Genomic DNA, 24,023 nt, shown 5'->3' on the forward strand with positions numbered 1-24,023 from the left:
TAGTAGACAAGGATTTGAAAGATTGCGTTAAATTTTACCGTGAGATATGGGGCGACTTTAATGTTCCTGTTGATATTCGGCGAAGGGTTTCTAGCTGCACTCGACTCGTGGCGTGCTTGGGCACGTGGTATCAATCTGTTCATCTAGGTTTTTCACAGGCAGACTGACGGCCGTCGATTAACCGTAAGCGATCTTTAACCACGTCTAACCAATTGCCTGGAACGTATTGATCTCCGGTGGTATATTGAAGAAATAAAATAACTTAATAAAGAACAAAAATTAGGAAGTTTATATCTTCACGAAAACTAACAGAATTGAAAAATGAAGCTTGCTCCAAGTGCGGGCAATAATATTCGGCTAAGCATGAAGCCTTGCCACTGAAATATGCTGATGAGTTTATTTGTTCTTGTGGCGAAGGATTAAAATCTTGGCGTGAAACTGGGATGCACGTTCATTTGACCATCAACAACGAAAACACTCAAAAAGAATTTAATGTTTTTCTTATGAATGATGAAATAACAATAGAACATCAAGGTAAAAGTTATTCTGCGGAATTCGTTGTACATGGTGATACATTAATTATGTTTCTTCCAGATGGCAGCCAAAAAGAAACGGAACTAAGAGGTTTGAAGCCGGAGTTTGCAGCAAAAACTCATCTAAGAAGCTATATATCTAACAAAAAAACTTAACAACGGAGCGGGAATGTATTGGATAGTTGAGTGCCTTATTTTGTTTACTTTTTGTTAGGTTACACATGGCTGGTCCAACACTGTCAACAATCAAAAGGCTTTTCGCCCTCTCCTGTAATCAATGTGCATTTCCTGATTGCCACACACCACTAATCGAAGAGTCAGGAACGATTACAGGCGAGATATGCCATATCCGCTCTTCAAGCCAGGGCGGCCCGCGCTTTGACGAAAACCAAAGTGATCTTGAGCGTCATGCTGCAGCCAATCTCATACTTCTCTGCGCGCGGCATCATAAAATAATCGACTCCGAACCTAATAAATATTCAACGCAAGTTCTCGAAATTATAAAGCGCAAGCATGAGCAACCTGAATTGGTTGAAATTTCTCCGATGACAACTAAGGTGGCACAGAGACTTTTGGACAATTACATGTCTGTGACCATTCAATCGAATTCAGGTCAAATTGCAATTCAGAGTCCTGGGGCTATTCAAGCACACACTGTAAACGTCAAAACTACGAAGTCGAAGATTACAATTGCACCACCGGCTGGAAGCATAGCAAACGATAGAAAAATGTTGTCTTACTGCAAATACTTAATTGATCGCTATCAAGAATTTCAAAAGGGTGATTCTAATAAGACTGGTGATTTCAAGTATATGGCTATTCACGCGGCCCTGAAGCGTGAGTTTAAGTGTGATTGGAAATTACTGCCAACAGATCGGTTTAACGAGTTGATTACTTTCCTTCAGCATCGTGTAGACAATACCAAACTGGGTCGTATCAATCGTGCAAAATCAAATCCGAACTATCACCCATTCGCAGATCATGAATAAAAAGTCCCGCGAATTTCCATTTGAATTGCATATTCCAGTTCAAACCTGCCATCAATTCCGATTGAAAACCGCCACTACTTCCGGTTCAAACCAAGCATCGATTCCGATACCATTACGCCATTATTGGACCATTGCTTTTGAACGCAGCAAATTGACGCAATCGACCCAGGCTGCGTAAAAACGTAAAAATTCCAAAGCCAGCGGAAAATCCCTGGGAATTATTTTGCCATTCGTATGGCCGAGTGGGGTATATTTTCAATGGTATCCAAGAAAAAGCGCCCAGTGTGGGAGAAATTTTGAATTTAAATTTTTATTTTGGGTTTTTACACAGCCTCGACCCCAAGCGGACGAAGGCGCTTATGATTGACTTGACAGAGGTTGGGCGCTACTAAGCAGTTATTCAAGCCAATGAACGGATGCTTTATTACAATTCCGAGCTAACCAAGTGCTTTTTAAATAGTTTAATCGACATCACCTTGCTGAATTTTGTGTAGTTTATCCAAAAGACTTGTTAAATCTGGGATAGAAGTTTCCACACTTGCTGAGTTTATAGAATCACTTATTTCAGGGTCATTCTTGGCTTCGATGTCGGTGGTTTCTTTTGATCGTTTGAGATTTTCCTCTTCCAGATAGCTGTTAAGTCGATCCATTAGTTCGTCATGACGCTGAGGAACGTTATCAAAATGCCCAAAGCTGCAGCGCTGTATAAATGGCCGCATGACGAATCGATGCTGTGATGACTTGAAGTATTCGTCACAAAAGTCACGAACCATTTCATGTGTTACGGGACGCAAGTTAGAAAGCTTATCTTCATGTTCATTCAATCGGTCACCTTTTCCTGCATCCAACCAAAAGCATGGGTATGCACAGCCTCCGGTCACTCCCTTCAGCGACACACGACCGTCAAAATATATTTCTGGCTTACGAACGCCTCCTTGGTAAGTTGACTTTATATCAAGAGCAGAGTATGCAACCAAGTACGCTAGATCTACAGAAATAATAAATTTTCGCGGCGTCGCGAGTGTTGCAATTCTAAATCCCGTATCAATAGATGGGCCTATGTAGTCAACCACTATTTGATGCCCGTTGCTGTCACACTTATTTCTATATAGTTCAAATGCTGAAATAACAGGGTCATCGGGAATATTATTATTTTCCGATCTATCACCGAAATTGTTTTCGAAGCAAACAAAAGCGTTATTTATCGGGAACCCTGCAATCCATGCCGAACCTTTAATATCTAAAATAGCCTCATCGTCCCGGTTTTGAAATTTTGAACGCTGCTCATGCATGGTTTCAACCCATGCACGGATCAAAGCGAGCGCTTCTCTTGGATCTGACAGTCTAGCGCTATATAAGATTTCATCGCCTCGCCCTTTCCAGAACTTTGGTTCTGCCTTGACCACAGCAGCCCAGTCATCCGGTAGATCTTTTTTTGTTAGCTCCCATTTTCGTTGAAAGCCAGTAGAAAATTCGCGAAAGAACCCTGATATAGCGTAAACCCAGGACTCTACTGGGACTTTGCCGGGTAAATATGTGTCGTCGTGTCTAGGGCTACGTCTTGCAAGCTGTTTGAATGCTGTCGAACCTACAATATCAGCACTTAAAAATAGGCGAAGTTCTGGTTCAAACCGCGAAGGGTTTTCTTGATCCATTGTTTATATCAAATAGGTTGCTGACCACATTTCGACGAGAATCACCCAATTGCTAAGCTTTAGCGCTAGTTGTGTTTTTGTTGGATGAATAAATAGTTTGTACAGATATTTTTGGCTTGTGCGGCTGACAAAGTTACATATGCTGTTGATTTTTATAGATACATCATGTACTAGGTAGCACCAAAGGTTATGCTAGACCAAGATGCCCTGCCATTACTGTCGCCGCTTGCTGGGATACCTTGAACTTCTCGGATAGCAATAGAATATTGCCGCCTACTTCAATAAAGTAATCTCTAAACTCTTCCTCTGGCATTAAGAAAGAAGCGGCAAACCAATTTGCCTCAGTTTCAGCCCTATTTTGTCCATATCGCGCTGCACGCATAGGTGTTTCCTTATCTGGCAACAAATAATGCAGAAAATAATGTCCTAACTCATGACAAATTGTAAAGCGATCTCGCAACTGACTAGTATGATTAGCCAATATTACTCTAAAATCACCAGGCTTTTCTATAACTATTGACCCTGAATTAGATTCTTTCAAATCCCACAAATCATCATAGATAATACAACCGCCAAGAGCCTGTATAATAGGCAACAAATCATCTCCAGGGTTATAACTAAAATGCTTAGTTACAGCCTTTGAAAAATTATTGATTTCTGCTCGCGGTAGGTTGCATGATTCTGGCTGACAATAATGTTCAGACATTTATAGCCTCCTCATAATTTTTATTAGTTAATTCCAGAGATTAGAGATACTAGACTAAGAATTGTTCCCGCCGAAATAAAAATCGCAGAATATCGTAAGACGGTAAATTTTTGTTTAGCAATTTTTGACAAGTCAAACGAATGGGCAAGAATCTCAGACCTAAAGTCATCATCACTCATACCGAGAACCTTGTTAACAAAATCATTTTTACTTGGATGACCATCCACAATATCCAGCCATGAGAGCACCCTCCCATTTTGCTCTTTGCCAAATTTTGGCCATACACATATCAAGGATGAAAATATAGTGAGTCCCAAAAACAAAATTGCAACTTCGCCAAAAGCTTGGCCTATGCTCAACTGACAAATATGTGCTTGAAACGCATCAAAGGCATGTTGATTCGAAAGATAGCCAAGCTCTAGTGCACTGCTGGCCAAAAAAAAAGAAGCCTTTCTGTCAGCAAACCCTATCATCTCGCGTATATAACCGTGCTGATGCGATATAAAATCTTTGGCTACATTCGGTTTGCTAGTCTCACTTTCCAGAGGTTTTACGTTTGTTGTTGACTCACTCATTCTTTATAGGTCATATGTAATTAACAAAACCATCTACAGTCAGCAGTGGAATCAAACTTGTTAAGTCGTTACTAGCCCGTTTACCGTAGCAATCACTACAAATTGTAGCAGCATGATTAAGTATCAAAAAGAAAGCTCGCACAATGCAAGCTGCGCATCTTAGGTAACCGACAGATTCTACAGAAAGTCTTGTCAAATTTCTACGGGTAGACCAGAACGAGAACGGAAGCTTTCTGACTTAAAACTGCCGTAGGACTAAATTTTTGATCGTCCCTTAATGGTCGATCCTTACAGCTTGAGAAGATTGAAATCCAATCAAGCCATTCGCTTTCATGTGACCGGGTACTGCTGCCACTAATTTTAGCTTGCTGCTCTGCAAAATTGGCAAGGTAAACCGGTCGAGGCGAATCGGTGAAGGTGTCCGTCTGGAGGTGAGTATTGTCGATCCAGTGATTTTGGAAGCCTGAGTTTAGCTCAGGATCTCGATGGATTCGACATGGCGTTCCGGTGGTTGTGAAGGAAGTTTTTTAACCTAGGAGAATGATGGTGTTGCTTAGATAGGCGTAGTGGGCGATGATAGCGTCCAGGGATGATCGTTACAGCGGGTATTAATTTGAAAGGGTAATTGGTCGATCCCATGTCAAAACGCCACTACCGCCGAAACCGCTCAATAGCTGGAGGCTTGCTGTCAGATACAGCTTTCATGACCAATCGTTTTTCATGGCAAGGCACCTTGGTCCTAGGTGGTGTGCAATTTGTCATTTTTTACTGATTGCTGCCGGCGTGAATTAATCACCAACTCGATTCGCTGCAAAGCAATATGTTTCGGCCATTGGTAGAGCCGATATTTGAGAAGCGTTTGGATTGGCTCCAGTGGCTCGCAATAGCATTCGCGCTGATCTGCGGGTTCTTTGTGGTTTGACTAGACACCACCGGTTATCCTCAGCTTCTGTGGAAAACCCTGTGACAAAGCCGTGAAAACGTAACCTAAGCAGCCGCCAGGCAACAAGGAAGGTCAAATTGACTGAAATTTGGTCAGCGCTCAGTCGCGAGATATTACAACCGCCGCGCAAGGTCGATGAGGCTGTTGACCGGCTTTTGCTCATCATGAACGACACCGAACGCCATGCGGTTGCCAGCGTGCAGGAAGACGAACTGGAGCAGTTCCACTTTTGCCTTGGCGTTGCGATCCGGAATGCGTTTGGGCTGCACAGCCCCGGCAGCGAGTTGGCGGCGGCTTGCGGCGCCGACATTCATCCGGATGATGCAAGTAGCGTCATTATCCGGGCGCTTTGGGAGCGGCTGCAGGATGACGCATAGCGATAGCCAGCCAGGGTCTAAATATTCGGTAGAAACAGCAAACGGGCCGATTGGTCAGCGAGTTGCGGCGCTCCAGCGCGAGGCGGGCAAATGCAAAGGTGCCGAATTGCCAGCTGCCGTTGCCTGCTTACAAGAGGCCGCTGAGTTGATGCGGCAACACCCTAGTAGTTATTCTCTTAGCCAGTGGTTAAGCCTACCATTAGTTCTCCAGCAAGTAGGGCGCTTTGAAGAAGCTATCGAGGAATTTCATAGGCTGTTAGATGAGGTTGAAGAGCGCGTCAAAAATGAGGCTCCACGCCAGATACCTACTATCCGACAAAAGTTTGTGCACCTCAATTATTTCCAGATATACGACCAAATGAGCTTGGCTTGTAAGCGCCAGGAATTGGTTAATCAAGCGCAGCAATATGCCTTACTGGCCTCACAACACTACCAGGTGTTTCTGGATTTGTCGGTGGAATCTTATTACTATAAGTCTACACACGAGCGACCCGACGTCACGGATAATTAACTTTCCACATCAATTCAGGAACAGGTTTTGTTTTTGCCGCATCCATTCACCTGTCGCCAAGGTCTGTATCTGCAAGGGATCTAAGCCACGTTGTTGCTATAGTCGATGTCTTCAAGCACGGCCTGGGAATAACGGAGTTTGGTTGTTTTCAGGAGTCTTTCGATTTTATCCTTTCAGGATATTCGGGCAAAAAACTAACATTGAATCTTGCCTAAGTAAACATAAGGCTCAGCCAATTCAATTCTCATTTAGCGTCATTTCGTTTATACTCTCTGCCACGATTAGGTGTCTTGGTATGCGTTCTGCGTATCAAGGTGAAACGGGAAGTCCGGTGCGATTTGAGATTAATCTCGGTCAAATCCGGCGCAGCCCCCGCTGCTGTAAGCCTGATGAATCTCCTTTTTGCCACTGCACGGTTAGTGTGGGAAGGCGGTAGATTCAGATGACGGCAAGCCAGAAGACCGGCCTGATCGAATGTAGGATGCCGACTCCGGAGGGGAGCCGTATGCCAGCGATGCAGCGTGAGCTGTATTTGTGCGTGCGTGTTTTCTTGCTCGGTCGGCTCCAATTATCCCTGATATTTTAGGAGACTCGACATGTTCGTTCTAAGCCCATCCCAACCGGAAACCCTGGCAACTCCTCGGCCTGTTGCCGCCTTGTCCGCTATTTTACTGGGTTTTACCCTGCTGTTAGTCGTCGGCTTCGCACCGCTCGCCGAAATACACAACGCCACTCACGACACCCGTCACGCCACCGGCTTTCCTTGCCATTAACGCCCGATATGTTCAAACACATGGTGTTTTCATCGGCATTGGCTGGCATCGCCGCCGCCCTGCTGTTATCGGTGTTACAGATGTTTTGGGTCACGCCACTGATTTTGCAGGCAGAAATGTACGAAGTTGCCGCCGAAGCGGATGCCCATGCACATACTGCCGACGACCATACTCACAATGCAGTCGCATGGCAGCCTGAGGACGGCTGGCAGAGAACTGTATCTACTATCAGCAGCAACGCCCTGATGGCAATAGCTTTTGCCTTGATGTTGACCGGCGCCTACGCCCTGCGCAAGCCATCCGGCATCCTGCAAGGCTTGGCTTGGGGCTTGGCAGGTTACACCGTCTTTTTCGCCGCGCCTTCTTTAGGCTTGCCGCCGGACTTACCCGGCACCAGCACGGCAGCAGTGTTGAGTCGACAAGGCTGGTGGCTTGCTACCGCATTGGCAACAGCGTTCGGGCTGGGCTTGCTACTTCTGCAAGGCCGCTGGTCATTACGACTGCTTGGCGCATTGGCCATGATCACGCCACATTTACTGGGCGCGCCGCAGCCTGAAATCGTTACAAGTCTGGCACCTGAGGCCTTGCAAACACAATTTCGCTGGGCCAGTACGCTGACTAACGGCGCGTTCTGGACAGTGTTAGGCATGTTATCGACCATAACGTTTAATCGGACGCCAAACCAGCCATGAACGCTAGCGATAAAACCGATCACACCCTGGGCAAGGTCTGGTTCGTGGGGGCGGGACCTGGCGATCCTGAACTGATTACCGTCAAGGCCCAACGCCTACTGCAACAAGCCGGTGCCGTCCTTTATGCCGGCTCGCTGGTCAATCAGGCAGCGACGATGTACGCGCCGGACACATGCAAAATTCGCGACTCCAAAGACATGACGCTGGCGGACATTACCGACTGGCTGATCGCTCAAGCGCAGCGGCATCAAACCGTGGTGCGCTTGCAAACCGGGGATCCCGGCCTGTATGGCGCACTGGTGGAAATGGTGCGGCCGTTGGATGCCGCAGGTATTCACTGGGCCGTGGTACCGGGTGTATCGTCTGCGATGGCAGCTGCTGCGGCTGCCGGTGAAACACTGACCTTGCCGGAAGTCACCCAAACCGTGATTCTTACCCGGGTCGCCGGACGCACGCCGATGCCGGCGGGTGAAGAACTGGAAGCCTTAGCTGCCCATCACACTACTTTGTGCATTTTTCTTTCAATCACCTTGCTCCCGGAAGTCCGACGCGCCTTGCTCGCCGCCGGCTGGGAGGACGATGCACCGATACTGGTGGTACAAAAAGCCAGCTGGCCGGACCAGGAAAAAATCGTTCGCGGCACCCTTAGCGACATTGGCGCTAAGTGCCGGGCGGAAAAAATCAATAGTCAGGCGATGATCATCGCCAGCCCTGCCCTGGGTGCGCGTTACTGGCCGGAGATTCAGCATTCAAAACTTTACGATGCCGAGTTCTCGCATCGATTCCGTCAAGCCGTCAAACCCTAAAACAACCTATGCAAAATCAAACCATCTTATTGATCGGCCACGGCTCACGCGAGCCATCCGGCAACCGGGAAATTGTAGCCTTTGCCGAGCAATGGCGCGCCCACCAGCCGCAATGGCGTATCGAAGTGTGCTTTATCGAGTTCGCCGAGATTCTGATTGAAGAAGGGCTGGATCGGGCGGCGGCGCATGGCGGCCAGGTGGTCGTGGTGCCGTTGATTCTAAATGCCGCCGGCCACGTCAAAATGGAAATCCCCGAGCATATCGAACATGCCCGCTTGCGGCATCCGCAAGTCGCGTTTGTCTATTGCCGCCACCTGGGCGCCAGCCAAGACATACTCGCCATTCTAAAACGCAATCTGCGCAAGGCCTTGCATACGCTGGACATGCCGGACCCGCGCAACACCGGCGTGATACTGCTGGGCCGTGGCGCATCGGACCGGGTCGCCAACGGCGAAGTCGCCAAAATGGCGCGCTGGCTGTATGAAGAAGGCGAGCATCCTATGGTCGACATCGCCTTTACCGGCATCACTCATCCGCGCTTGGAAGCCATCGTGCAGCGTCAACACACGCTGGATATGCGGCAGATTGTCGTGTTGCCATACTACCTGTTTACCGGCACCTTGATCGAACGCATCCACCGGCAGGTCGCGCGCTTACAACGCCAATACCCGCAGATTTATTTCGGACTCGCCGACTATCTGGGTTTTGAAGCGGAAATTTTCGCCATGCTGGAAAACCGCATCACCGAAGCCACTGACAGGCTAGCCCCGGCCATGATGGAGTGCGACGGCTGCAAGTACCGAGAATTTGCCGCCGACCATGGCGATGGCCACCACCATCACGCGCACGCACCCCAGGCCAGCGTATGACCAGCAACATCGTCACCGAGCAACTTACCGATGCCGGCCGCCGGATAGAGCACGACTCGTTCGCCATTGTCGACCGCGAAGCCGGGCCGCATCACTACAACGACCAGCAATGGCAAGTGGTCAGACGCATCATTCACGCCTCGGCCGATTTTGAATTCAACGGCCTGGTACGTTTTCATCCCGAAGCGGTCGCCGCCGGTTTGCTGGCGATTCGGCGTGGCGCGCCGATAGTCGCCGATGTGGAAATGATCTGCGTGGGTTTGTCCACACCTCGGCTGGATTACTTCGGCGTCGCTACGCATCATTTCATCGCCGATGCGGATGTGATTGCCCAGGCCAAAGCTGAGAACAGCACCCGCGCGGTGCAAGCCATGCGCAAAGCCCAGCAACTCAATTTGCTGGACGGCGGCATCATCGCAATCGGCAATGCGCCAACAGCCCTACTGGAAGTAGTGCGGATGACTAGCGACGGCTTAATCAAACCCGCTCTGGTGATCGGCATGCCGGTGGGCTTTGTGTCGGCAGCGGAATCCAAAGCGCTCGCCAGTGAACTCAGGGATATTCCCTGGATGGTCATTGACGGTCGCAAAGGCGGCTCGACACTGGTGGTTGCCGCTATTCATGCATTGTTGGCGTTGGCCGAAGCGGAACAAACCCAGCTTGGTTAATTTGAGTTGATGGAAAAAAAGCCGAAAGGCACCCGCAAAGGTTACACCACCGGCGCTTGTTCCGCTGCGGCGGCACGGGCGGCGGCGCTCGGCTTGCTGCAAGGCGCGGTACCTGACAGCGTGGAATGCGAGTTGCCCAACGGTCAACGGATAACATTCGCAGTCAGCAACGGACATTGCGCTAACGATTTCGCGCAGGCGGTGGTTATCAAAGATGCCGGCGACGATCCTGATGTGACCGACAAAGCCGCGCTGACCGCGCACGTCCGGCTGCTGCCTGATGCGCCGGGTGAAGTGCTGCTGAAAGGCGGCGCCGGCGTCGGCACCATTACCATGCAAGGTTTGGGTTTGGAAGTGGGCGGGCCGGCAATTAATCCGGTACCTAGGCGCAATATAGCCGCCAATGTGCGCGAGGCTGCCGCCAGCTTGCTCGAACAGGCTGGGCTGGAAGTGACTATTTCCGTACCCGGCGGTGAAGAATTGGCGAAAAAAACCCTAAATTACCGGCTAGGCATTATCGGCGGTATTTCCATCCTGGGCACTACCGGCATCGTGCACCCTTATTCCACGGCGGCGTTTAGGGCCAGCGTGATTCAGGGGATCGAAGTCGCGGCCAATCAGGGCCAGCACTGTGTGGTACTCACCACCGGCGGTCGCACGGAAAAATTCACCATGCGCGAACTGCCTGAACTGGCCCCGGCCTGCTTCGTGCAGATGGGGGATTTTCTCAAGTACGCTTTGGATACCGTCGTGCGCTGCGGCTTGCCACAAGTGGTAATCGGCGGCATGGTCGGCAAACTGACCAAAATTGCCCAGGGCGAGACCATCACCCATGCTAATCGTAGCGCGGTGGATACCGACTTGCTGGCGGAAATTGCTGCCGAAATCGGCGCTCCAGCTGCGGTTTGCACCGCGATCAGCCAATCGGAAATGGCTCGCTATGCCAGCGAACGCATGGAAGAACTGGGTTTGATCGGCGAATTTTATACGGCGTTAGGCCGGCGAGTCATCGCCACCTTGAGCCAGCGCTACACCGGCAAATTCCGCTTGCGTGTGCTGATGTGCGATTTTGACGGTAACAAACTGGCGGAAGTGGCAGGCGATGTCTGAGATGAACAACCCTTGCCGAATTATCGGCGCACTGGACAACGGCGCGGCGGGTTTAACGCCCAGCACATTGGCGCTTGTACAAGCTGCCGATGTCGTGATTGGCGCAAGTCGCACCTTGGCACTATTCGCCGCTAACATTAGTGCCGATGCCGAACGCTGCGATTTAACCGGCAAGCTGTCGCAACTCCCCGACTGGATCACTTTAGCCCGCGAAGCCGGTAAACAGGTGGTGGTGCTGGCCACCGGCGACCCACTATGTCATGGCATCGCCAGTTTTTTGCTTAACAAACTTGGCCGTGACAGTATCGAAATCCTACCCAATCTAAGCATGCTGCAATTGGCCTGCGCCCGACTGGGTGTGGCCTGGCAGGATGCGCGCATCGGCTCGGTGCACAGCTGTGATGCCGGCGAATGGCAGATTGGCGCTACACCCAAGCATGGATTATATGCCTTGCTGAATTTGCTACGGCAATCTGGTTTAACCGCCGTCTTCACCAGCCCCGAAAACGACCCTGCCCGCATTGCCCGCATGTTGCAGATCGAGTCTTTAGCCGATGACTATGAAATGGCAGTGGCGGAATGCCTGTTGCAGCCACAGGAACAGATTTCCGATTGGTTGAAGGTCGATGCCGCCGCGGCCGGCAGATTTGCCGATCCCAATATCGTCCTTTTACGCCGCCGGCAACCGGTGATAAGGGAAGCGCTATTTGGTTTGCCCGATGAACGTTTTAAGCAACGTAAACCCGACAAAGGCCTCATCACCAAACGCGAAGTGCGTGCGGTGTCGTTGGCACGGATGGCTTTGCTGCCGGACAGCATCGTGTGGGACATCGGCGCCGGTTCCGGTGCGGTTGGGCTGGAAGCGGCACGGCTGTGCCCGCACGGCCATGTCTACGCTATCGAGAAAAATGCGGATGACGCGGCGATTGCGCTGAGCAATCGCGCGAGTTTGCGAGTGAGCAACTATACCGTGCTGCATGGCCGCGCACCGGCCGGGCTGGAAAACTGGCCCGACCCAGATGCGGTATTCATCGGCGGTTCCGGCGGCGAATTACGCGCACTAATCACCCTTTGTCTGCAACGCCTGCGACCCGACGGTCATTTGGTGATGAACTTCGCCACTCTCGAAAATCTGAGCACGGCCGTCGAAGCCTTGAAAACAACAGGCGCGCAATGGGATGTGCTGCAACTGCAAGCCGCGCGCAGCAAGCCGATTCTGGATATGCACCGCATGCAGGCGGAAAACCCGATTTGGGTGGTCTGCGCCCAGCCTGCCAAGAGCATACTCAACGACCATGATGACTAACGTATCCCCCGGCCGCTTATACGGTGCCTCGCTCGGCCCCGGTGATCCGGGGCTAATTACCCGCCGCAGTTGGGCTTTATTGCAACGCCCGGATATTTACTGGACTTACCCCATCCGCCGTAAAGGCGCCGACAGCTACGCCTTACAAATTGCTCTGAATGCCGGCTTGACCTTGCCAGCCGACCACAGCCCACTGATTTTTCCGATGACCCATGACACGGAAATCCTCGCCGCTTACTGGCTGCGAGCCGCCGAAGCGGTGCTGATCCGTTTGCACGCCGGTCAGGATGTGCTGTTTCTGGTGGAAGGCGACGCCTCTACTTATTCCACCTTCGGCCATCTGGCCCGCACCGTGCGCGCGCTGCATGCCGGTATCGCCATCGAAACCATGCCCGGCGTGCCGTCGTTTACCGCCGCCGCAGCGCGGTTAGCGATGCCGCTGGCCGATACCGATGAAACCGTGGCCATCATCCCGGCCAGTTACGGCATCGCCATGATAGAACGCCTGCTCAACGATTTTGACACACTGGTACTGCTGAAGGTTAAGCCCTTGCTGGACGATATTTTGGACTTGCTGGAACGGCGCGGCTTGCTGACTCATGCCGCGCTCATCGAAAAAGCCGGTAGTCCGGAAGAGCGCATCGAACGCGATCTGCTAAAACTGCGCGGCCAAAAAGTCAATTATCTATCCTTACTACTGGTTCGCAACCCGGATCGCCAGCGCGGCGAAATGCTGCGGGGATGCCGGAAAAAATCCTCCCTCTCCACAACTGAGACGCCATGAACTTACTTATCCAACCCCGTATCGCCCTGGTGGCGATCACCAAACACGGCGTCGCGCAAGCCTTGCGCTTAGCGGACCAGTTACCTCATGCCCGATTGGCTGTATCGGAAAAATTCGCTGCCGGCTTACCCTCTATCGGAAACACGGTCGAAATCCTGCCCGGAGCGTTAAGCGCCAATATGGGCGGTTTGTTTGCCCGTTACGATCAATTGGTGTTGTTTATTTCGTTGGGCGCGGTAGTGCGTTTGATTGCGCCGCATCTCAAATCCAAAGACGAAGATCCCGGCGTGTTGGTGGTTGACGATGCCGCGCGCTACGTAATTCCGGTGTTGTCCGGCCACGTCGGCGGCGCCAATGCCTATGCCGAACAACTGGCGGCGTTGTTGGGTGCGGAGGCGGTGCTGACCACGGCGTCGGATGTCGGCAAGACTATCCCGGTGGATATACTCGGCCGCGAGCTGGGCTGGCAGGTGGAAGCCCCGAAAATCAATATTACCCGGGTTTCTGCGCATGTCGTCAACGAAGAACCGATTGCTTTCATCCAGGAAGCAGGGTCAAAACACTGGTGGACACGGCCAACGCCATTGCCGGCCACTATTCGTTTGTTTGAGCGTCTCGAAGACGTGGATTTGACGCGCTACAAAGCGTTGTTGTGGGTGACCCGGCGGGAGATTACCCCGGAACAATGGGAACAACTCGCGGAGCGTTTGGTGGTGTACCGACCGCCACTAGGGCAGGAATAATGAACGTCATCCTGGGCTTGGGTTGTGATCGGAATGCCTCGTTAATGACTTTGAACACCGCAGTCGAGCAAGCGCTGGCACTGACAGGCTTGGGCAAATCTGCTGTCGCAGGTGCCGCCAGCATCGACAAAAAAAACGACGAAGCGGCCATATTGCAACTGGCTGCCGATAACGCTTGGCCGCTGACGTTTTACCCGGCCGAGCGACTAGCACAGGTGCCGGTGCCCAATCCGTCGGAAGTGGTGCGCCAATACATGGGTACACCGGCGGTGGCCGAGGCGGCGGCTCTATTGGCCGCCGGCCCTAGGGCGGAATTATTAGTAGAAAAATACAAATACCGGGGCGAGGACGGCAAGAACGCCACGGTTTCAATCGCAAGTATCAACGAAAACAACATATGAAGGCAGGCAAAATTTTATTGGTGGGCTTCGGCCCCGGTGCGCAAGCACATATGACCTATCGGGCGCGCGAGGCTATCGCCGAGGCGGAAGTGGTGATTGGCTATTCCACTTACATCAAGCTGGTACAGGAGCTGTTGGCAGGCAAGGAGATCATTCGTAAGGGTATGACCGAAGAAATCGATCGCTGCGTCGAGGCTTATGAGCAAGCCTTGCTGGGCAAAACCGTGGCGCTGATTTCTTCCGGCGACATCGGCGTTTACGGCATGGCCGGACCGACTTACGAAGTGCTGCTGCAAGCGGGCTGGACGCCGGACAGCGACATCACCGTGGAAGTCATCCCCGGCGCTACCGCGCTGAACGCTTGTGCTGCACTGGTTGGCGCGCCGTTAACACATGATTTTTGTTCGATTTCGCTGTCGGATTTGCTCACGCCCTGGCCGACCATCGCCAAGCGCTTGCAAGCAGCGGCGCGCGGGGATTTCGTGGTGGCCTTGTACAACCCGAAAAGCGGTCGCCGCACCGGCCAAATTGTCGAGGCGCAGCGGATACTGTTGTTACACCGCCGCCCGGAAACGCCGGTTGCGATTGTCAAATCGGGTTATCGCCGCCGGCAGGACATCCAAATGACGACCTTGGCGCAGATGGCCGATTGCGACATCGGCATGCTCTGCACGGTGTTGATCGGCAACAGCAGTACCTTCGTGCGCGAAGGCCTGATGATCACCCCGCGCGGTTACGCCAACAAATACGACAGCCTGACCGGCGAGACGAAAAACGGCGAACAGGCCGGGAGTTCTTTGAGCATGGGATTGACCGGTTGGCATGCTTGCGTGCGCCAATATTGGCGCGAAAATCCCGTTACCTCGCCGCGCGAAGTAGCAGCGCATTTCGATGGGCCATTAGGTGAGGTTCTGGCGGCTATCGCTGCCGCGTCCCCCGCTGACGAAGCGGGGGATCTGGCCGCACGCTGGTTAGCCCTTGATCAAGTCGATGCCGTATTAAATGCCGCCAGGGACTGGGGGCGATTGCGGGCCGTGGTGCGCAGCGAGACAGGTGCGGTGGCGGAATTATTGTTGGAGGCCAAGTATTTTAGCCAACGCGGCGATTGGTTGAATCTGACCAACGAGCATTGTCATTTGCATGTCGATAAAAACAAAATCGCCAGCGGCTGGTTTTTAAGCCAGGGCGACAGACAGCATGGGGTTTATTTTGTCGATGGTCATGGCGCGGTAGTGTTTTCGCTGTTGCTAGTGAAATCGGCCGAGACATTTGACGACGCGGCGTTGCATGCTTTCCGCATAGCGTACGACCAATTTGGCCAAGTCATGACGGCTATCCAAACCGTTGAAACTGTAAAGGAAAGCAGCGATGAGTGATGCGTACATGCCGGAAAAGCCCAAAATGGGCGAATACAAACGCCATTTGCTGGTCTGCACCGGCCCGCGTTGTGCGCAAGATGGACAGTCGCAAGCTCTGTTCGATAGTCTGGGCGCCAAATTCAAGGCTGTAGGCCTGGATCAGGGCGCGTTGCGGGTCAAACGCAGCCGGGTATCTTGCTTTGCCACTTGCAAATCCGGCCCGATCCTCTGCGTGCAACCGGATGGCGTTTGGTATTACAACGTCACCGATACCAATCTCGACCGTATTATAGAGCAGCATCTGCTGGGCGGTGAGCCGGTCAGCGATCTTGTCTTTCACCAGGGGCCTGTTTGTCGTAATGACTGCTGAATCCCTTTCCAATAAAACGCATTCATCGCCGTTAGCACTGTTTGTCGATGTCTCCGGGCAACCGTGCCTCGCCGTTGGGGACGGCCCTGTGGCTATGCGAAAAACCACCGTGCGTCTAAATGGTCGTCCCTGAAAAAGCCGATATTTTCCGAACACCAGCATTCAGGCCGACAATAAAAACGGCGCGCTCAATGGCCGCGCCAAAATCCGACATGGCGGTCTCCAAAAATGAGGCAAAAAAATCCTCAACTGCCTGAGGATCATACGGATATTGTGACCAGCACCGCATAAGATGGCATGCATGGCATCGCCCAGTTCGCCTTTCAGGTAATTGCGGCCCAGCAATCCGTCGTTTTTGAGGTGCCCGATGACGGGTTCGATGGCATTGCGGCGTTTGAGGGCGCGTTTGAGTCGCCGGGTGTTTATTCCTCTCTTTTGCCGGGCTTTGTAAATGGTCACGTTCGGGACCTCGACACCACGGTATCCTAAATCCACAAAAGCTTCTTTTGCGCGTGTACCGCTTAGAATCTCCGCCTGTTCCAGACACGATTCCAGGGTGTGTCCATCGTAGGGATTACCGGAAAAGCTGCGGGCGCCGAGCACAAAATTACTTTTGTTGGTGACGGTGATGCCCACTTTGACGCCGAATTCATACTTCTTGTGGACTTTGCCTTTGGAAATGCATTCGACTTCCGTGGCGTGGAAACTGTACAGCTTGTTTTTATCCTGGGGTTGTTGGTTCAAAATCCGTTGGGTTTTCTCTAGCGTCTCTTTAAAAGCCAATTTGACTGCATCGGATTGATCCGTCAATTGGCGCTCGATATCTCGGTAAACCCGACCCACCAAAGTTTTGAGCTGTTTGAGCATTTTGCGTTTGCGCTTCATTTGCTTGGCATGACTGTACCGGTTCGCCATCATCAGCAAATAGGGGGCTTTGCGGTTGTAGTTCTGCCGTAGTGTAATCTCATGCTGCTCAGCCAGACGTACCATGTGCTGGCGACAGCGTTCATACAATTTTCCATCGGTCGGATACGTGATGGCTTTCTCTTGCACCGTGCTATCAACCGTCACCGATTCAAAATCCTGTTTCTTCACGGTCTTGCTGGCTACGCCAGCCTGGATCGTCACCGATAACATCCACTCGCAACCTTCTTCTCCGATCCGTTTTCGCCAATAGGTCAGTGACGTGGGGTGGCAAGGTATCTGGTGTTGGAAATACTCTTCGCCACAAAAATATTGCCAATAGGGATTTTCAAGCCACTGTGCCACGACCGCTTCGTCCGAGCGTGCAAACGCATGTTTGAGGTAATGAAGCCCGGCAATAAGACGCGTTGGCAACGCCGGAGCGCCTTGGTTCTCGGTAAAAAATTCACCGAACGCATCATCCAGTACTTTCCAATCGATCAAATTTGCCAGTTGGTAAAGCTCATGCTTCGGATTCAACAGGTCGGCCAGTGGTGTGTTGAATAGATCGATTTGGCCGCTACTTTCTTGGGATTTTGGCTTCATTTTCGATAAAAATTTGCAAGAAATTAATATCTATTTTACTAATTTCTTGCAATTATTGCCCGTCTTTTTCTTCAATTATTTATTGTGTTTCAATGCTTTAGCCGTGAATTTGTGGCTTTTCAGGGGCGACTAAATGATCCCCACCACGAATAGTGGACACTTCGAAAAGCGAGTATTCTCAATCGAAGAGAGGTACTTACAGGGATTACTCAACCTTCACTCGCTATCGCTTCGTTTCCAAGGTTTCGCGGCGGATGCATTACATACGGCAACTAAATTTCGTTAGACTTTTTGCATTAACAGCGCTAATGCGTTTAAATGGGAAAGTTATTGGAAATAAGTTACCAAGGATGAAAACACTTGACCTAAAAAAATTCAAAGACCTCAAGGGGTCTGGAGAGTTACTCTGCCTAGATTGGTTTGGAGCAATATCACCAAATGAACATGAACCGGACAACCCTTTACTGGAGTGCTACTTTACACCTATAACCATTAAAACTGGTTCGACAAACGATTATATTTCCAGGAATTATTCCTCCCAAGTTTGTATCCAAATATCCGTTGGTTATTTACCGGCGCTTTATATAGGTCAAGTATATAAAAATGGGACACATGACCCATCTATCGAATGCGGAAATACTGATATTATTGAGCTTGAGTTTGATTCATCAAACAATAATTCGTCGTCCCTGAAAAAGCCGATATTTTCCGAACACCAGCATTCAGGCCGACAATAAAAACGGCGCGCTCAATGGCCGCGCCAAAATCCGACATGGCGGTCTCCAAAAATGAGGCAAAAAAATCCTCAACTGCCTGAGGATCATACGGATATTGTGGCCAGCACCGCATAAGATGGCATGCATGGCATCGCCCAGTTCGCCTTTCAGGTAATTGCGGCCCAGCAATCCGTCGTTTTTGAGGTGCCCGATGACGGGTTCGATGGCATTGCGGCGTTTGAGGGCGCGTTTGAGTCGCCGGGTGTTTATTCCTCTCTTTTGCCGGGCTTTGTAAATGGTCACGTTCGGGACCTCGACACCACGGTATCCTAAATCCACAAAAGCTTCTTTTGCGCGTGTACCGCTTAGAATCTCCGCCTGTTCCAGACACGATTCCAGGGTGTGTCCATCGTAGGGATTACCGGAAAAGCTGCGGGCGCCGAGCACAAAATTACTTTTGTTGGTGACGGTGATGCCCACTTTGACGCCGAATTCATACTTCTTGTGGACTTTGCCTTTGGAAATGCATTCGACTTCCGTGGCGTGGAAACTGTACAGCTTGTTTTTATCCTGGGGTTGTTGGTTCAAAATCCGTTGGGTTTTCTCTAGCGTCTCTTTAAAAGCCAATTTGACTGCATCGGATTGATCCGTCAATTGGCGCTCGATATCTCGGTAAACCCGACCCACCAAAGTTTTGAGCTGTTTGAGCATTTTGCGTTTGCGCTTCATTTGCTTGGCATGACTGTACCGGTTCGCCATCATCAGCAAATAGGGGGCTTTGCGGTTGTAGTTCTGCCGTAGTGTAATCTCATGCTGCTCAGCCAGACGTACCATGTGCTGGCGACAGCGTTCATACAATTTTCCATCGGTCGGATACGTGATGGCTTTCTCTTGCACCGTGCTATCAACCGTCACCGATTCAAAATCCTGTTTCTTCACGGTCTTGCTGGCTACGCCAGCCTGGATCGTCACCGATAACATCCACTCGCAACCTTCTTCTCCGATCCGTTTTCGCCAATAGGTCAGTGACGTGGGGTGGCAAGGTATCTGGTGTTGGAAATACTCTTCGCCACAAAAATATTGCCAATAGGGATTTTCAAGCCACTGTGCCACGACCGCTTCGTCCGAGCGTGCAAACGCATGTTTGAGGTAATGAAGCCCGGCAATAAGACGCGTTGGCAACGCCGGAGCGCCTTGGTTCTCGGTAAAAAATTCACCGAACGCATCATCCAGTACTTTCCAATCGATCAAATTTGCCAGTTGGTAAAGCTCATGCTTCGGATTCAACAGGTCGGCCAGTGGTGTGTTGAATAGATCGATTTGGCCGCTACTTTCTTGGGATTTTGGCTTCATTTTCGATAAAAATTTGCAAGAAATTAATATCTATTTTACTAATTTCTTGCAATTATTGCCCGTCTTTTTCTTCAATTATTTATTGTGTTTCAATGCTTTAGCCGTGAATTTGTGGCTTTTCAGGGGCGACTAATTCAAAAAATGAAACAACTATTTCTAAAGCAAATTTAAGTGAAAAATCAAAATTAATTAACGCGCAATTCAAAAATACAAGCACTGAAGCTGGGGCAAAGTTTCTTACTGGGAACATTTTAAAAGCAAAATCGCTAAAAACCCAGGAAAGCTCTGAAAAACATTATTCATCCAGAACAAAGATATTTATACACGAGATTGAGTTAATACGGTTCTATTTCACTAATTCCGCCTTTCTAACTAAAAATATTTTTTCTGACTCCTTCCAGTCAGCCAATATTTTCTCTCGCATTATTAACAAGATTCATGAAGAGCCATCATTCGATGTAGAAACCAAGTCAGCGCGCTTTGTTCATCGCATTGGATTTTCTAAAAATGACATTCCTATACTGGGCCGAATATTGTTTGAACCTGATGGTCGCGGGTTAGAAGCGGTAACCAAAATTCAAAAATCGATTTTGGCTAATCGTATTAATGCGTGCTCTCACGAGGGCTATCCTCGGACAAACTTTCCTTTCAATGGAAAAACGACACTAAAACTTATAGGCCGACGGATCTCTAACAACGAAACCAGTGACCCCTACTTTCTTGTGCATCGCATGTTAGCGTGTTCAGCTAACTTTCCTTTCAAAACTTTGAGTTATTGCTGCGAAGTCTGCCCAGGTGGCAAGGCTGCCCCTGAAAATGCACCAGCGGCTTTTCCAGGCTCCAATACTGTATTTAAAGGCCCCGCTAACGACAACAGTAAATTTGGAGATAGCGTCAGTGATGAGCCTCCCTTAGCTGGCTCTGAAAAAGTAAATACAGAGCTACCCAGTCGTGAATTCGGAGGCCTGCAAGATGCAAATCTCGTTCATGAAAAACTTAGAGACTGCACACATACATCAAAACCAAAAGGCCGCAAATATTTGGAGCATTTATTCAATACCAGCACTGGTGGCAGCACCAATAAAAAAAGCTCCGCTGTTGGACAAGAGCTTGATTCACCACCAGAGCCACCACCCAAAGTTGCTATCGATCTTGCGCTTTTTATGCGAGTCATTAATGCAATTAAAAATAGTAAAAAAGGCTGGACTTGTAAAACAATTCAGGTTGAAGATGGTTTTACACGTGATGGAGAAAATTATTCATATTTTCCAAAAGTTGCTTGTGATGTTAAGCATATAAACCGCCAATTCTCATACACAGACTACGGAAAAAAAATACGCCGACAGTTTATTTGTGTTGAATTCAATATAGGCAAGAAGTTTATGTATTTATTCGAGGCACAACGTCGATCAAGAGAAAATGGTGAATCTAATAAACTCGACTATATAGAAAAAATGTCGGTTCTTCTAGTCCGTCAATATGATTTTCAACAGCTAACTTCCAAGGATTTCTCAGAATTACTTGAGAGCACTGTAAAAAAAAGAACCTGGAATATTCCAAACTCTAAGAATGCAGTTCTGATACTTGATCGGTCATCTCACAGCCTTAGCGATGAAGCTGAAGTCGATATGACACGCAGGATTACAGATCTAATTCAGCGCAATATCAATTAGTCAATCTGAAAATTTCCATTATTACTACAGGTTTTTCGTTCGACTGTACGTCAAATAGACTAAAGTGATTTGAAAGCTGACTATTAAGCGACTCACTTCTGACATTGACGCTAATATGCAATATCAGCTTTAGGCTGTATTTTAACCTTTAAGCTTGTGCATCGATTCGCCCTTGAGATCCTCTCAACGAGTTACGCCAAGCCAAGCTTAATGGCAACCAATTGCTTCTAGTCTTCCTTTAAAGTCATTTCGTGGCGATACTGCTAGCTTTGTTATAGATATACTTCTCAATTTAATTACCACACCAATCGGAAAGTACAATGCGAATCGGCACACTGACACAAATGGATTTGTTATGGCTCGTGGGCAGCTTAGCCCAGTTGTTTAGAATGCCGTTTGATCCTAATTTACTACTACAGCAACTCTTTCCACCCTATACCACAACTACCTTACAGCAAGCGCTAATCACAATTGGCTTTCAGCTTGATGAGAAACACCTGGGGCGCTCCTGTAAATTTACGGAACTAAATTTACCTGGCATCGCGTGTTATAAACAGAAGCCCACAAATCCGAAAGAAAGCACTGGAATATATAGTGCAGATTCGACATCTTCAGAAGAAGCTTATGCCAGCCAATCAGCTGATTTAGGACAAAGTGAACCCGTGCTCATCATCAAAGCCGATGATGAGCGCGTATTGTTTTTTAAAGCCGGTAGCGAAGTTGCTGAGACTTTATCGGTAGCCGATTTCACGGAACAATTCGAACCTGTAGTGTTATGCGTTTCCCTTGCTGCAACCCAAGTTAAATCAGAAGACGGGCATGAAAATGAAACGGCGAAATCAGGAAAGTTTGGCTTTCGTTGGTTTATACCGGAACTGTTACGCTACAAACGAGTTTGGCGCGATGTGCTTTTGGCCTCGCTCGCTATTCAGCTCATCGGTCTAGCCACGCCATTATTTACTCAAGTGATTATCGACAAAGTCGTGGTTCACCAAACTTTAAGCACTTTAACTGTCGTGGGCATAGGCCTTGGTGTATTTACGGTGTTCAACGCTATCATGACTTGGTTGCGCCAATATTTAGTGATTCATACCGGAAATCGAATTGACGCAGTATTGGGAAGCCAGGTATTTGGCCATTTGCTACGGTTGCCATTGGCCTATTTTCAGCACCGCTCCACTGGAACGTTAGTGGCTCGCTTGCATGGCGTCGAAACGATTCGAGAGTTCCTGTCAGGTGCCTTGATTACATTGATACTCGACCTACCATTTTTGGTAATATTTTTGGCGGTGATGTTTTATTACAGCTGGCAACTCACCCTAATATCCCTAGGATTCCTGCTAGTCATTACCGGTCTTAGCTTGATCGTTACCCCTCAATTTCGTAGCCGATTGAATCAACAATTTCTGATCGGCGCTCGCAATCAAGCCTTTCTGACTGAATACGTCTCCGGCATGGAAACTGTCAAATCCCTGCAAATGGAATCGCTTCTGGAACATCGTTACGGTGACTATTTAGCCGACTACCTTGGTGCCGGTTTCCAAACCAAACGACTAGCTAATACCTATAACGTCATTGCTAACACCCTAGAGCAAACTCAGAGTCTGGCTATCCTCATTGTTGGCGCTTTGCTGGTAATGAATAACGACGGCTTTACAATTGGCATGCTAGTCGCCTTCCAGATGTTTGCGGGACGCCTTAGTCAGCCTGTCCTGCGATTAGTCGGGCTGTACCAGGAATTTCAACAAGCGCACATTGCCGTTAAACGCTTGGGCGACTTAATGGACATGCCGGCAGAGCCGCACACCCTGACGCCCTCTCGAACCGGGAACGGTGATGGCAATATCGAAATCCAATCGTTGAGTTTTCGCTATGACGAGCAGTTGCCATGGTTATATCGCGACTTTGACTTAACAATTCCGGCAGGTAAGGCAGTGGCTATCATGGGGCCATCCGGCAGCGGCAAGAGTACCTTGGCGAAGCTGCTGCAAGGTTTTTACCTGCCTGGTGAGGGTCGCATCAAACTTGATGGCGCAGACATTCGTCATCTGGCAGCCAATGAACTGCGCCGAAACTTCGGCGTAGTGCCGCAAGAGACTATTCTGTTTTCAGGGACCATTTACGACAATTTACTGATAGCCAATCCACAAGCGAATTTTGAACAGATCGTCCAGGCCTGTCGGATGGCAGAAATCCATGGCGTAATCGAAGCCTTGCCAAAAGGCTACCAAACCGAGATCGGCGAGCGCGGCAGCGGACTATCCGGCGGCCAGAGGCAACGTCTCGCGATAGCCCGAGCCTTGCTCAAACGCCCGAAAATTCTGATCTTCGACGAGGCCACCAGTAACCTTGATCCCCATACCGCCGAGCACTTTGCCAAGACTATCAACCAACTTAAAGGTCGGGTCACCATGTTGTTTATCGCGCATCAATTGCCGAAAAACTTACATCTCGATGGCGTCGTTCGTATCGGTGAAAAAATAGCGGTAGTTGCCGATGAAAAGCAGGATGCGGCGGATGCTATCAAGAAATAGTTTTTGCAAAATATGTTTTTATCCCGCGCGCCAAGGCTTGATGTTTTTTACGGGCCGGGGCCGGGATAG

At 49.8% G+C, this 24,023-nt stretch carries 25 protein-coding genes and 1 riboswitch; of the genes, 20 read left to right on the forward strand and 5 right to left on the reverse strand.

From position 1 onward, the window contains the following. The first annotated feature begins 371 nt into the window (after positions 1-371). The 3 genes from EBB_RS04930 (at position 372) to EBB_RS04940 (ending at position 1,700) form a co-directional block, all read left to right on the forward strand. Positions 372-689 carry a hypothetical protein gene (locus EBB_RS04930; RefSeq protein WP_192392726.1) on the forward strand — a complete coding sequence of 106 codons (318 nt, stop codon included), beginning with the start codon at positions 372-374 and terminating at the stop codon, positions 687-689. Positions 690-754: 65 nt separating this feature from the next. Further along, on the forward strand, positions 755-1,522 hold the full coding sequence (locus tag EBB_RS04935) for an HNH endonuclease signature motif containing protein (RefSeq protein WP_192392727.1): 768 nt from the start codon (positions 755-757) through the stop codon (positions 1,520-1,522). Further along, positions 1,515-1,700 (forward strand): hypothetical protein, encoded by a 186-nt coding sequence (locus tag EBB_RS04940; RefSeq protein WP_192392728.1) that lies wholly within the window; start codon positions 1,515-1,517, stop codon positions 1,698-1,700. The genes EBB_RS04935 and EBB_RS04940 overlap by 8 nt, the downstream gene beginning before the upstream one ends. A 283-nt stretch (positions 1,701-1,983) precedes the next feature. On the opposite strand, the gene EBB_RS04945 is transcribed toward EBB_RS04940, so the two are convergent. From EBB_RS04945 to EBB_RS04955, 3 genes are all read right to left on the reverse strand, one after another. Then, the gene (locus EBB_RS04945; protein ID WP_192392729.1) at positions 1,984-3,177 is read right to left on the reverse strand and encodes a hypothetical protein; all 1,194 of its coding nucleotides are present in this window, start codon (positions 3,175-3,177) and stop codon (positions 1,984-1,986) included. Positions 3,178-3,364: 187 nt separating this feature from the next. Continuing rightward, positions 3,365-3,883 carry an ImmA/IrrE family metallo-endopeptidase gene (locus EBB_RS04950; RefSeq protein ID WP_192392730.1) on the reverse strand — a complete coding sequence of 173 codons (519 nt, stop codon included), beginning with the start codon at positions 3,881-3,883 and terminating at the stop codon, positions 3,365-3,367. Between the two features lie 23 nt (positions 3,884-3,906). Beyond that, positions 3,907-4,458, reverse strand: a complete 552-nt coding sequence (locus EBB_RS04955; protein WP_192392731.1) for a Pycsar system effector family protein — start codon at positions 4,456-4,458, stop codon at positions 3,907-3,909. Positions 4,459-5,478: 1,020 nt separating this feature from the next. Between EBB_RS04955 and EBB_RS04960 the strand changes: the two genes are divergently transcribed. From EBB_RS04960 to EBB_RS05025, 14 genes are all read left to right on the forward strand, one after another. Beyond that, positions 5,479-5,778, forward strand: a complete 300-nt coding sequence (locus EBB_RS04960) for a DUF6794 domain-containing protein (protein ID WP_192392732.1) — start codon at positions 5,479-5,481, stop codon at positions 5,776-5,778. Then, positions 5,768-6,289: a 2-hydroxyacyl-CoA dehydratase family protein gene (locus EBB_RS04965; protein WP_192392733.1), complete on the forward strand. Its 522-nt coding sequence runs from the start codon at positions 5,768-5,770 to the stop codon at positions 6,287-6,289. Before EBB_RS04960 ends, EBB_RS04965 begins: the two co-directional genes overlap by 11 nt. Before the next feature lie 266 nt (positions 6,290-6,555). Further along, positions 6,556-6,773: riboswitch (cobalamin riboswitch) on the forward strand. A gap of 112 nt (positions 6,774-6,885) precedes the next feature. Beyond that, entirely contained in the window at positions 6,886-7,062 is a 177-nt protein-coding gene (locus tag EBB_RS04970; protein WP_192392734.1) for a CbtB domain-containing protein, read from the forward strand. Positions 7,063-7,070: 8 nt separating this feature from the next. Continuing rightward, positions 7,071-7,754, forward strand: coding sequence for a CbtA family protein (locus EBB_RS04975; RefSeq protein ID WP_192392735.1), 684 nt, complete (start codon positions 7,071-7,073; stop codon positions 7,752-7,754). Then, positions 7,751-8,560 carry a precorrin-4 C(11)-methyltransferase gene (gene cobM, locus EBB_RS04980; protein WP_192392736.1) on the forward strand — a complete coding sequence of 270 codons (810 nt, stop codon included), beginning with the start codon at positions 7,751-7,753 and terminating at the stop codon, positions 8,558-8,560. Before EBB_RS04975 ends, cobM begins: the two co-directional genes overlap by 4 nt. An 8-nt stretch (positions 8,561-8,568) precedes the next feature. Then, positions 8,569-9,429 carry a sirohydrochlorin chelatase gene (locus EBB_RS04985; RefSeq protein ID WP_192392737.1) on the forward strand — a complete coding sequence of 287 codons (861 nt, stop codon included), beginning with the start codon at positions 8,569-8,571 and terminating at the stop codon, positions 9,427-9,429. Then, on the forward strand, positions 9,426-10,097 hold the full coding sequence (locus EBB_RS04990) for a precorrin-8X methylmutase (RefSeq protein WP_192392738.1): 672 nt from the start codon (positions 9,426-9,428) through the stop codon (positions 10,095-10,097). The genes EBB_RS04985 and EBB_RS04990 overlap by 4 nt, the downstream gene beginning before the upstream one ends. Before the next feature lie 9 nt (positions 10,098-10,106). Further along, positions 10,107-11,207, forward strand: a complete 1,101-nt coding sequence (locus EBB_RS04995) for a cobalt-precorrin-5B (C(1))-methyltransferase (RefSeq protein WP_223146799.1) — start codon at positions 10,107-10,109, stop codon at positions 11,205-11,207. Further along, positions 11,200-12,513, forward strand: coding sequence for a precorrin-6y C5,15-methyltransferase (decarboxylating) subunit CbiE (cbiE, locus tag EBB_RS05000; protein ID WP_225587244.1), 1,314 nt, complete (start codon positions 11,200-11,202; stop codon positions 12,511-12,513). Before EBB_RS04995 ends, cbiE begins: the two co-directional genes overlap by 8 nt. Continuing rightward, positions 12,503-13,297 (forward strand): precorrin-2 C(20)-methyltransferase, encoded by a 795-nt coding sequence (gene cobI / locus EBB_RS05005; RefSeq protein ID WP_225587245.1) that lies wholly within the window; start codon positions 12,503-12,505, stop codon positions 13,295-13,297. Before cbiE ends, cobI begins: the two co-directional genes overlap by 11 nt. Next, positions 13,294-14,040, forward strand: coding sequence for a cobalamin biosynthesis central domain-containing protein (locus tag EBB_RS05010; protein ID WP_192392740.1), 747 nt, complete (start codon positions 13,294-13,296; stop codon positions 14,038-14,040). Before cobI ends, EBB_RS05010 begins: the two co-directional genes overlap by 4 nt. Next, positions 14,040-14,441, forward strand: coding sequence for a cobalamin biosynthesis protein (locus EBB_RS05015; RefSeq protein ID WP_192392741.1), 402 nt, complete (start codon positions 14,040-14,042; stop codon positions 14,439-14,441). The genes EBB_RS05010 and EBB_RS05015 overlap by 1 nt, the downstream gene beginning before the upstream one ends. Beyond that, the gene (gene cobJ / locus EBB_RS05020) at positions 14,438-15,817 is read left to right on the forward strand and encodes a precorrin-3B C(17)-methyltransferase (RefSeq protein WP_192392742.1); all 1,380 of its coding nucleotides are present in this window, start codon (positions 14,438-14,440) and stop codon (positions 15,815-15,817) included. The genes EBB_RS05015 and cobJ overlap by 4 nt, the downstream gene beginning before the upstream one ends. After that, positions 15,810-16,169: a (2Fe-2S) ferredoxin domain-containing protein gene (locus EBB_RS05025; protein ID WP_192392743.1), complete on the forward strand. Its 360-nt coding sequence runs from the start codon at positions 15,810-15,812 to the stop codon at positions 16,167-16,169. Before cobJ ends, EBB_RS05025 begins: the two co-directional genes overlap by 8 nt. Before the next feature lie 162 nt (positions 16,170-16,331). Here EBB_RS05025 and EBB_RS05030 read toward each other — a convergent pair whose 3' ends face one another. Next, positions 16,332-17,678, reverse strand: coding sequence for an IS5 family transposase (locus tag EBB_RS05030; protein WP_225587194.1), 1,347 nt, complete (start codon positions 17,676-17,678; stop codon positions 16,332-16,334). 350 nt (positions 17,679-18,028) lie between these two features. Here EBB_RS05030 and EBB_RS05035 point away from each other — a divergent pair, with 350 nt between their 5' ends. Further along, entirely contained in the window at positions 18,029-18,415 is a 387-nt protein-coding gene (locus tag EBB_RS05035) for a hypothetical protein (RefSeq protein WP_192392744.1), read from the forward strand. Here the strand turns inward: EBB_RS05035 and EBB_RS05040 are convergent. Further along, on the reverse strand, positions 18,401-19,747 hold the full coding sequence (locus EBB_RS05040) for an IS5 family transposase (RefSeq protein ID WP_225587194.1): 1,347 nt from the start codon (positions 19,745-19,747) through the stop codon (positions 18,401-18,403). The genes EBB_RS05035 and EBB_RS05040 overlap by 15 nt on opposite strands. A 533-nt stretch (positions 19,748-20,280) precedes the next feature. On the opposite strand from EBB_RS05040, the gene EBB_RS05045 reads away from it, so the two are divergent. Both EBB_RS05045 and EBB_RS05050 read left to right on the forward strand, forming a co-directional pair. Beyond that, positions 20,281-21,420 carry a hypothetical protein gene (locus EBB_RS05045; RefSeq protein WP_192392745.1) on the forward strand — a complete coding sequence of 380 codons (1,140 nt, stop codon included), beginning with the start codon at positions 20,281-20,283 and terminating at the stop codon, positions 21,418-21,420. Positions 21,421-22,082: 662 nt separating this feature from the next. Next, complete coding sequence (locus EBB_RS05050; RefSeq protein WP_229427536.1) at positions 22,083-23,954, forward strand: peptidase domain-containing ABC transporter; 1,872 nt, start codon at positions 22,083-22,085, stop codon at positions 23,952-23,954. The last annotated feature ends 69 nt before the right edge of the window (positions 23,955-24,023 follow it).

This window comes from Methylomonas fluvii, from assembly GCF_014850975.1.
GTDB classification, from domain to species: Bacteria; Pseudomonadota; Gammaproteobacteria; order Methylococcales; family Methylomonadaceae; genus Methylomonas; species Methylomonas fluvii.

Excerpts from the sequence above, each read along its gene's own strand:
- EBB_RS04935 (WP_192392727.1), top strand. The coding sequence starts at position 755 with ATGGCTGGTCCAACACTGTCAACAATCAAAAGGCTTTTCGCCCTCTCC.
- EBB_RS04940 (WP_192392728.1), top strand. The coding sequence starts at position 1,515 with ATGAATAAAAAGTCCCGCGAATTTCCATTTGAATTGCATATTCCAGTT.
- EBB_RS04945 (WP_192392729.1), bottom strand. The coding sequence starts at position 3,177 with ATGGATCAAGAAAACCCTTCGCGGTTTGAACCAGAACTTCGCCTATTT.
- EBB_RS04950 (WP_192392730.1), bottom strand. The coding sequence starts at position 3,883 with ATGTCTGAACATTATTGTCAGCCAGAATCATGCAACCTACCGCGAGCA.
- EBB_RS04955 (WP_192392731.1), bottom strand. The coding sequence starts at position 4,458 with ATGAGTGAGTCAACAACAAACGTAAAACCTCTGGAAAGTGAGACTAGC.
- EBB_RS04965 (WP_192392733.1), top strand. The coding sequence starts at position 5,768 with ATGACGCATAGCGATAGCCAGCCAGGGTCTAAATATTCGGTAGAAACA.
- EBB_RS04970 (WP_192392734.1), top strand. The coding sequence starts at position 6,886 with ATGTTCGTTCTAAGCCCATCCCAACCGGAAACCCTGGCAACTCCTCGG.
- EBB_RS04975 (WP_192392735.1), top strand. The coding sequence starts at position 7,071 with ATGTTCAAACACATGGTGTTTTCATCGGCATTGGCTGGCATCGCCGCC.
- cobM (WP_192392736.1), top strand. The coding sequence starts at position 7,751 with ATGAACGCTAGCGATAAAACCGATCACACCCTGGGCAAGGTCTGGTTC.
- EBB_RS04985 (WP_192392737.1), top strand. The coding sequence starts at position 8,569 with ATGCAAAATCAAACCATCTTATTGATCGGCCACGGCTCACGCGAGCCA.
- EBB_RS04990 (WP_192392738.1), top strand. The coding sequence starts at position 9,426 with ATGACCAGCAACATCGTCACCGAGCAACTTACCGATGCCGGCCGCCGG.
- EBB_RS04995 (WP_223146799.1), top strand. The coding sequence starts at position 10,107 with ATGGAAAAAAAGCCGAAAGGCACCCGCAAAGGTTACACCACCGGCGCT.
- cbiE (WP_225587244.1), top strand. The coding sequence starts at position 11,200 with ATGTCTGAGATGAACAACCCTTGCCGAATTATCGGCGCACTGGACAAC.
- cobI (WP_225587245.1), top strand. The coding sequence starts at position 12,503 with ATGATGACTAACGTATCCCCCGGCCGCTTATACGGTGCCTCGCTCGGC.
- EBB_RS05010 (WP_192392740.1), top strand. The coding sequence starts at position 13,294 with ATGAACTTACTTATCCAACCCCGTATCGCCCTGGTGGCGATCACCAAA.
- EBB_RS05015 (WP_192392741.1), top strand. The coding sequence starts at position 14,040 with ATGAACGTCATCCTGGGCTTGGGTTGTGATCGGAATGCCTCGTTAATG.
- cobJ (WP_192392742.1), top strand. The coding sequence starts at position 14,438 with ATGAAGGCAGGCAAAATTTTATTGGTGGGCTTCGGCCCCGGTGCGCAA.
- EBB_RS05025 (WP_192392743.1), top strand. The coding sequence starts at position 15,810 with ATGAGTGATGCGTACATGCCGGAAAAGCCCAAAATGGGCGAATACAAA.
- EBB_RS05030 (WP_225587194.1), bottom strand. The coding sequence starts at position 17,678 with ATGAAGCCAAAATCCCAAGAAAGTAGCGGCCAAATCGATCTATTCAAC.
- EBB_RS05035 (WP_192392744.1), top strand. The coding sequence starts at position 18,029 with ATGAAAACACTTGACCTAAAAAAATTCAAAGACCTCAAGGGGTCTGGA.
- EBB_RS05040 (WP_225587194.1), bottom strand. The coding sequence starts at position 19,747 with ATGAAGCCAAAATCCCAAGAAAGTAGCGGCCAAATCGATCTATTCAAC.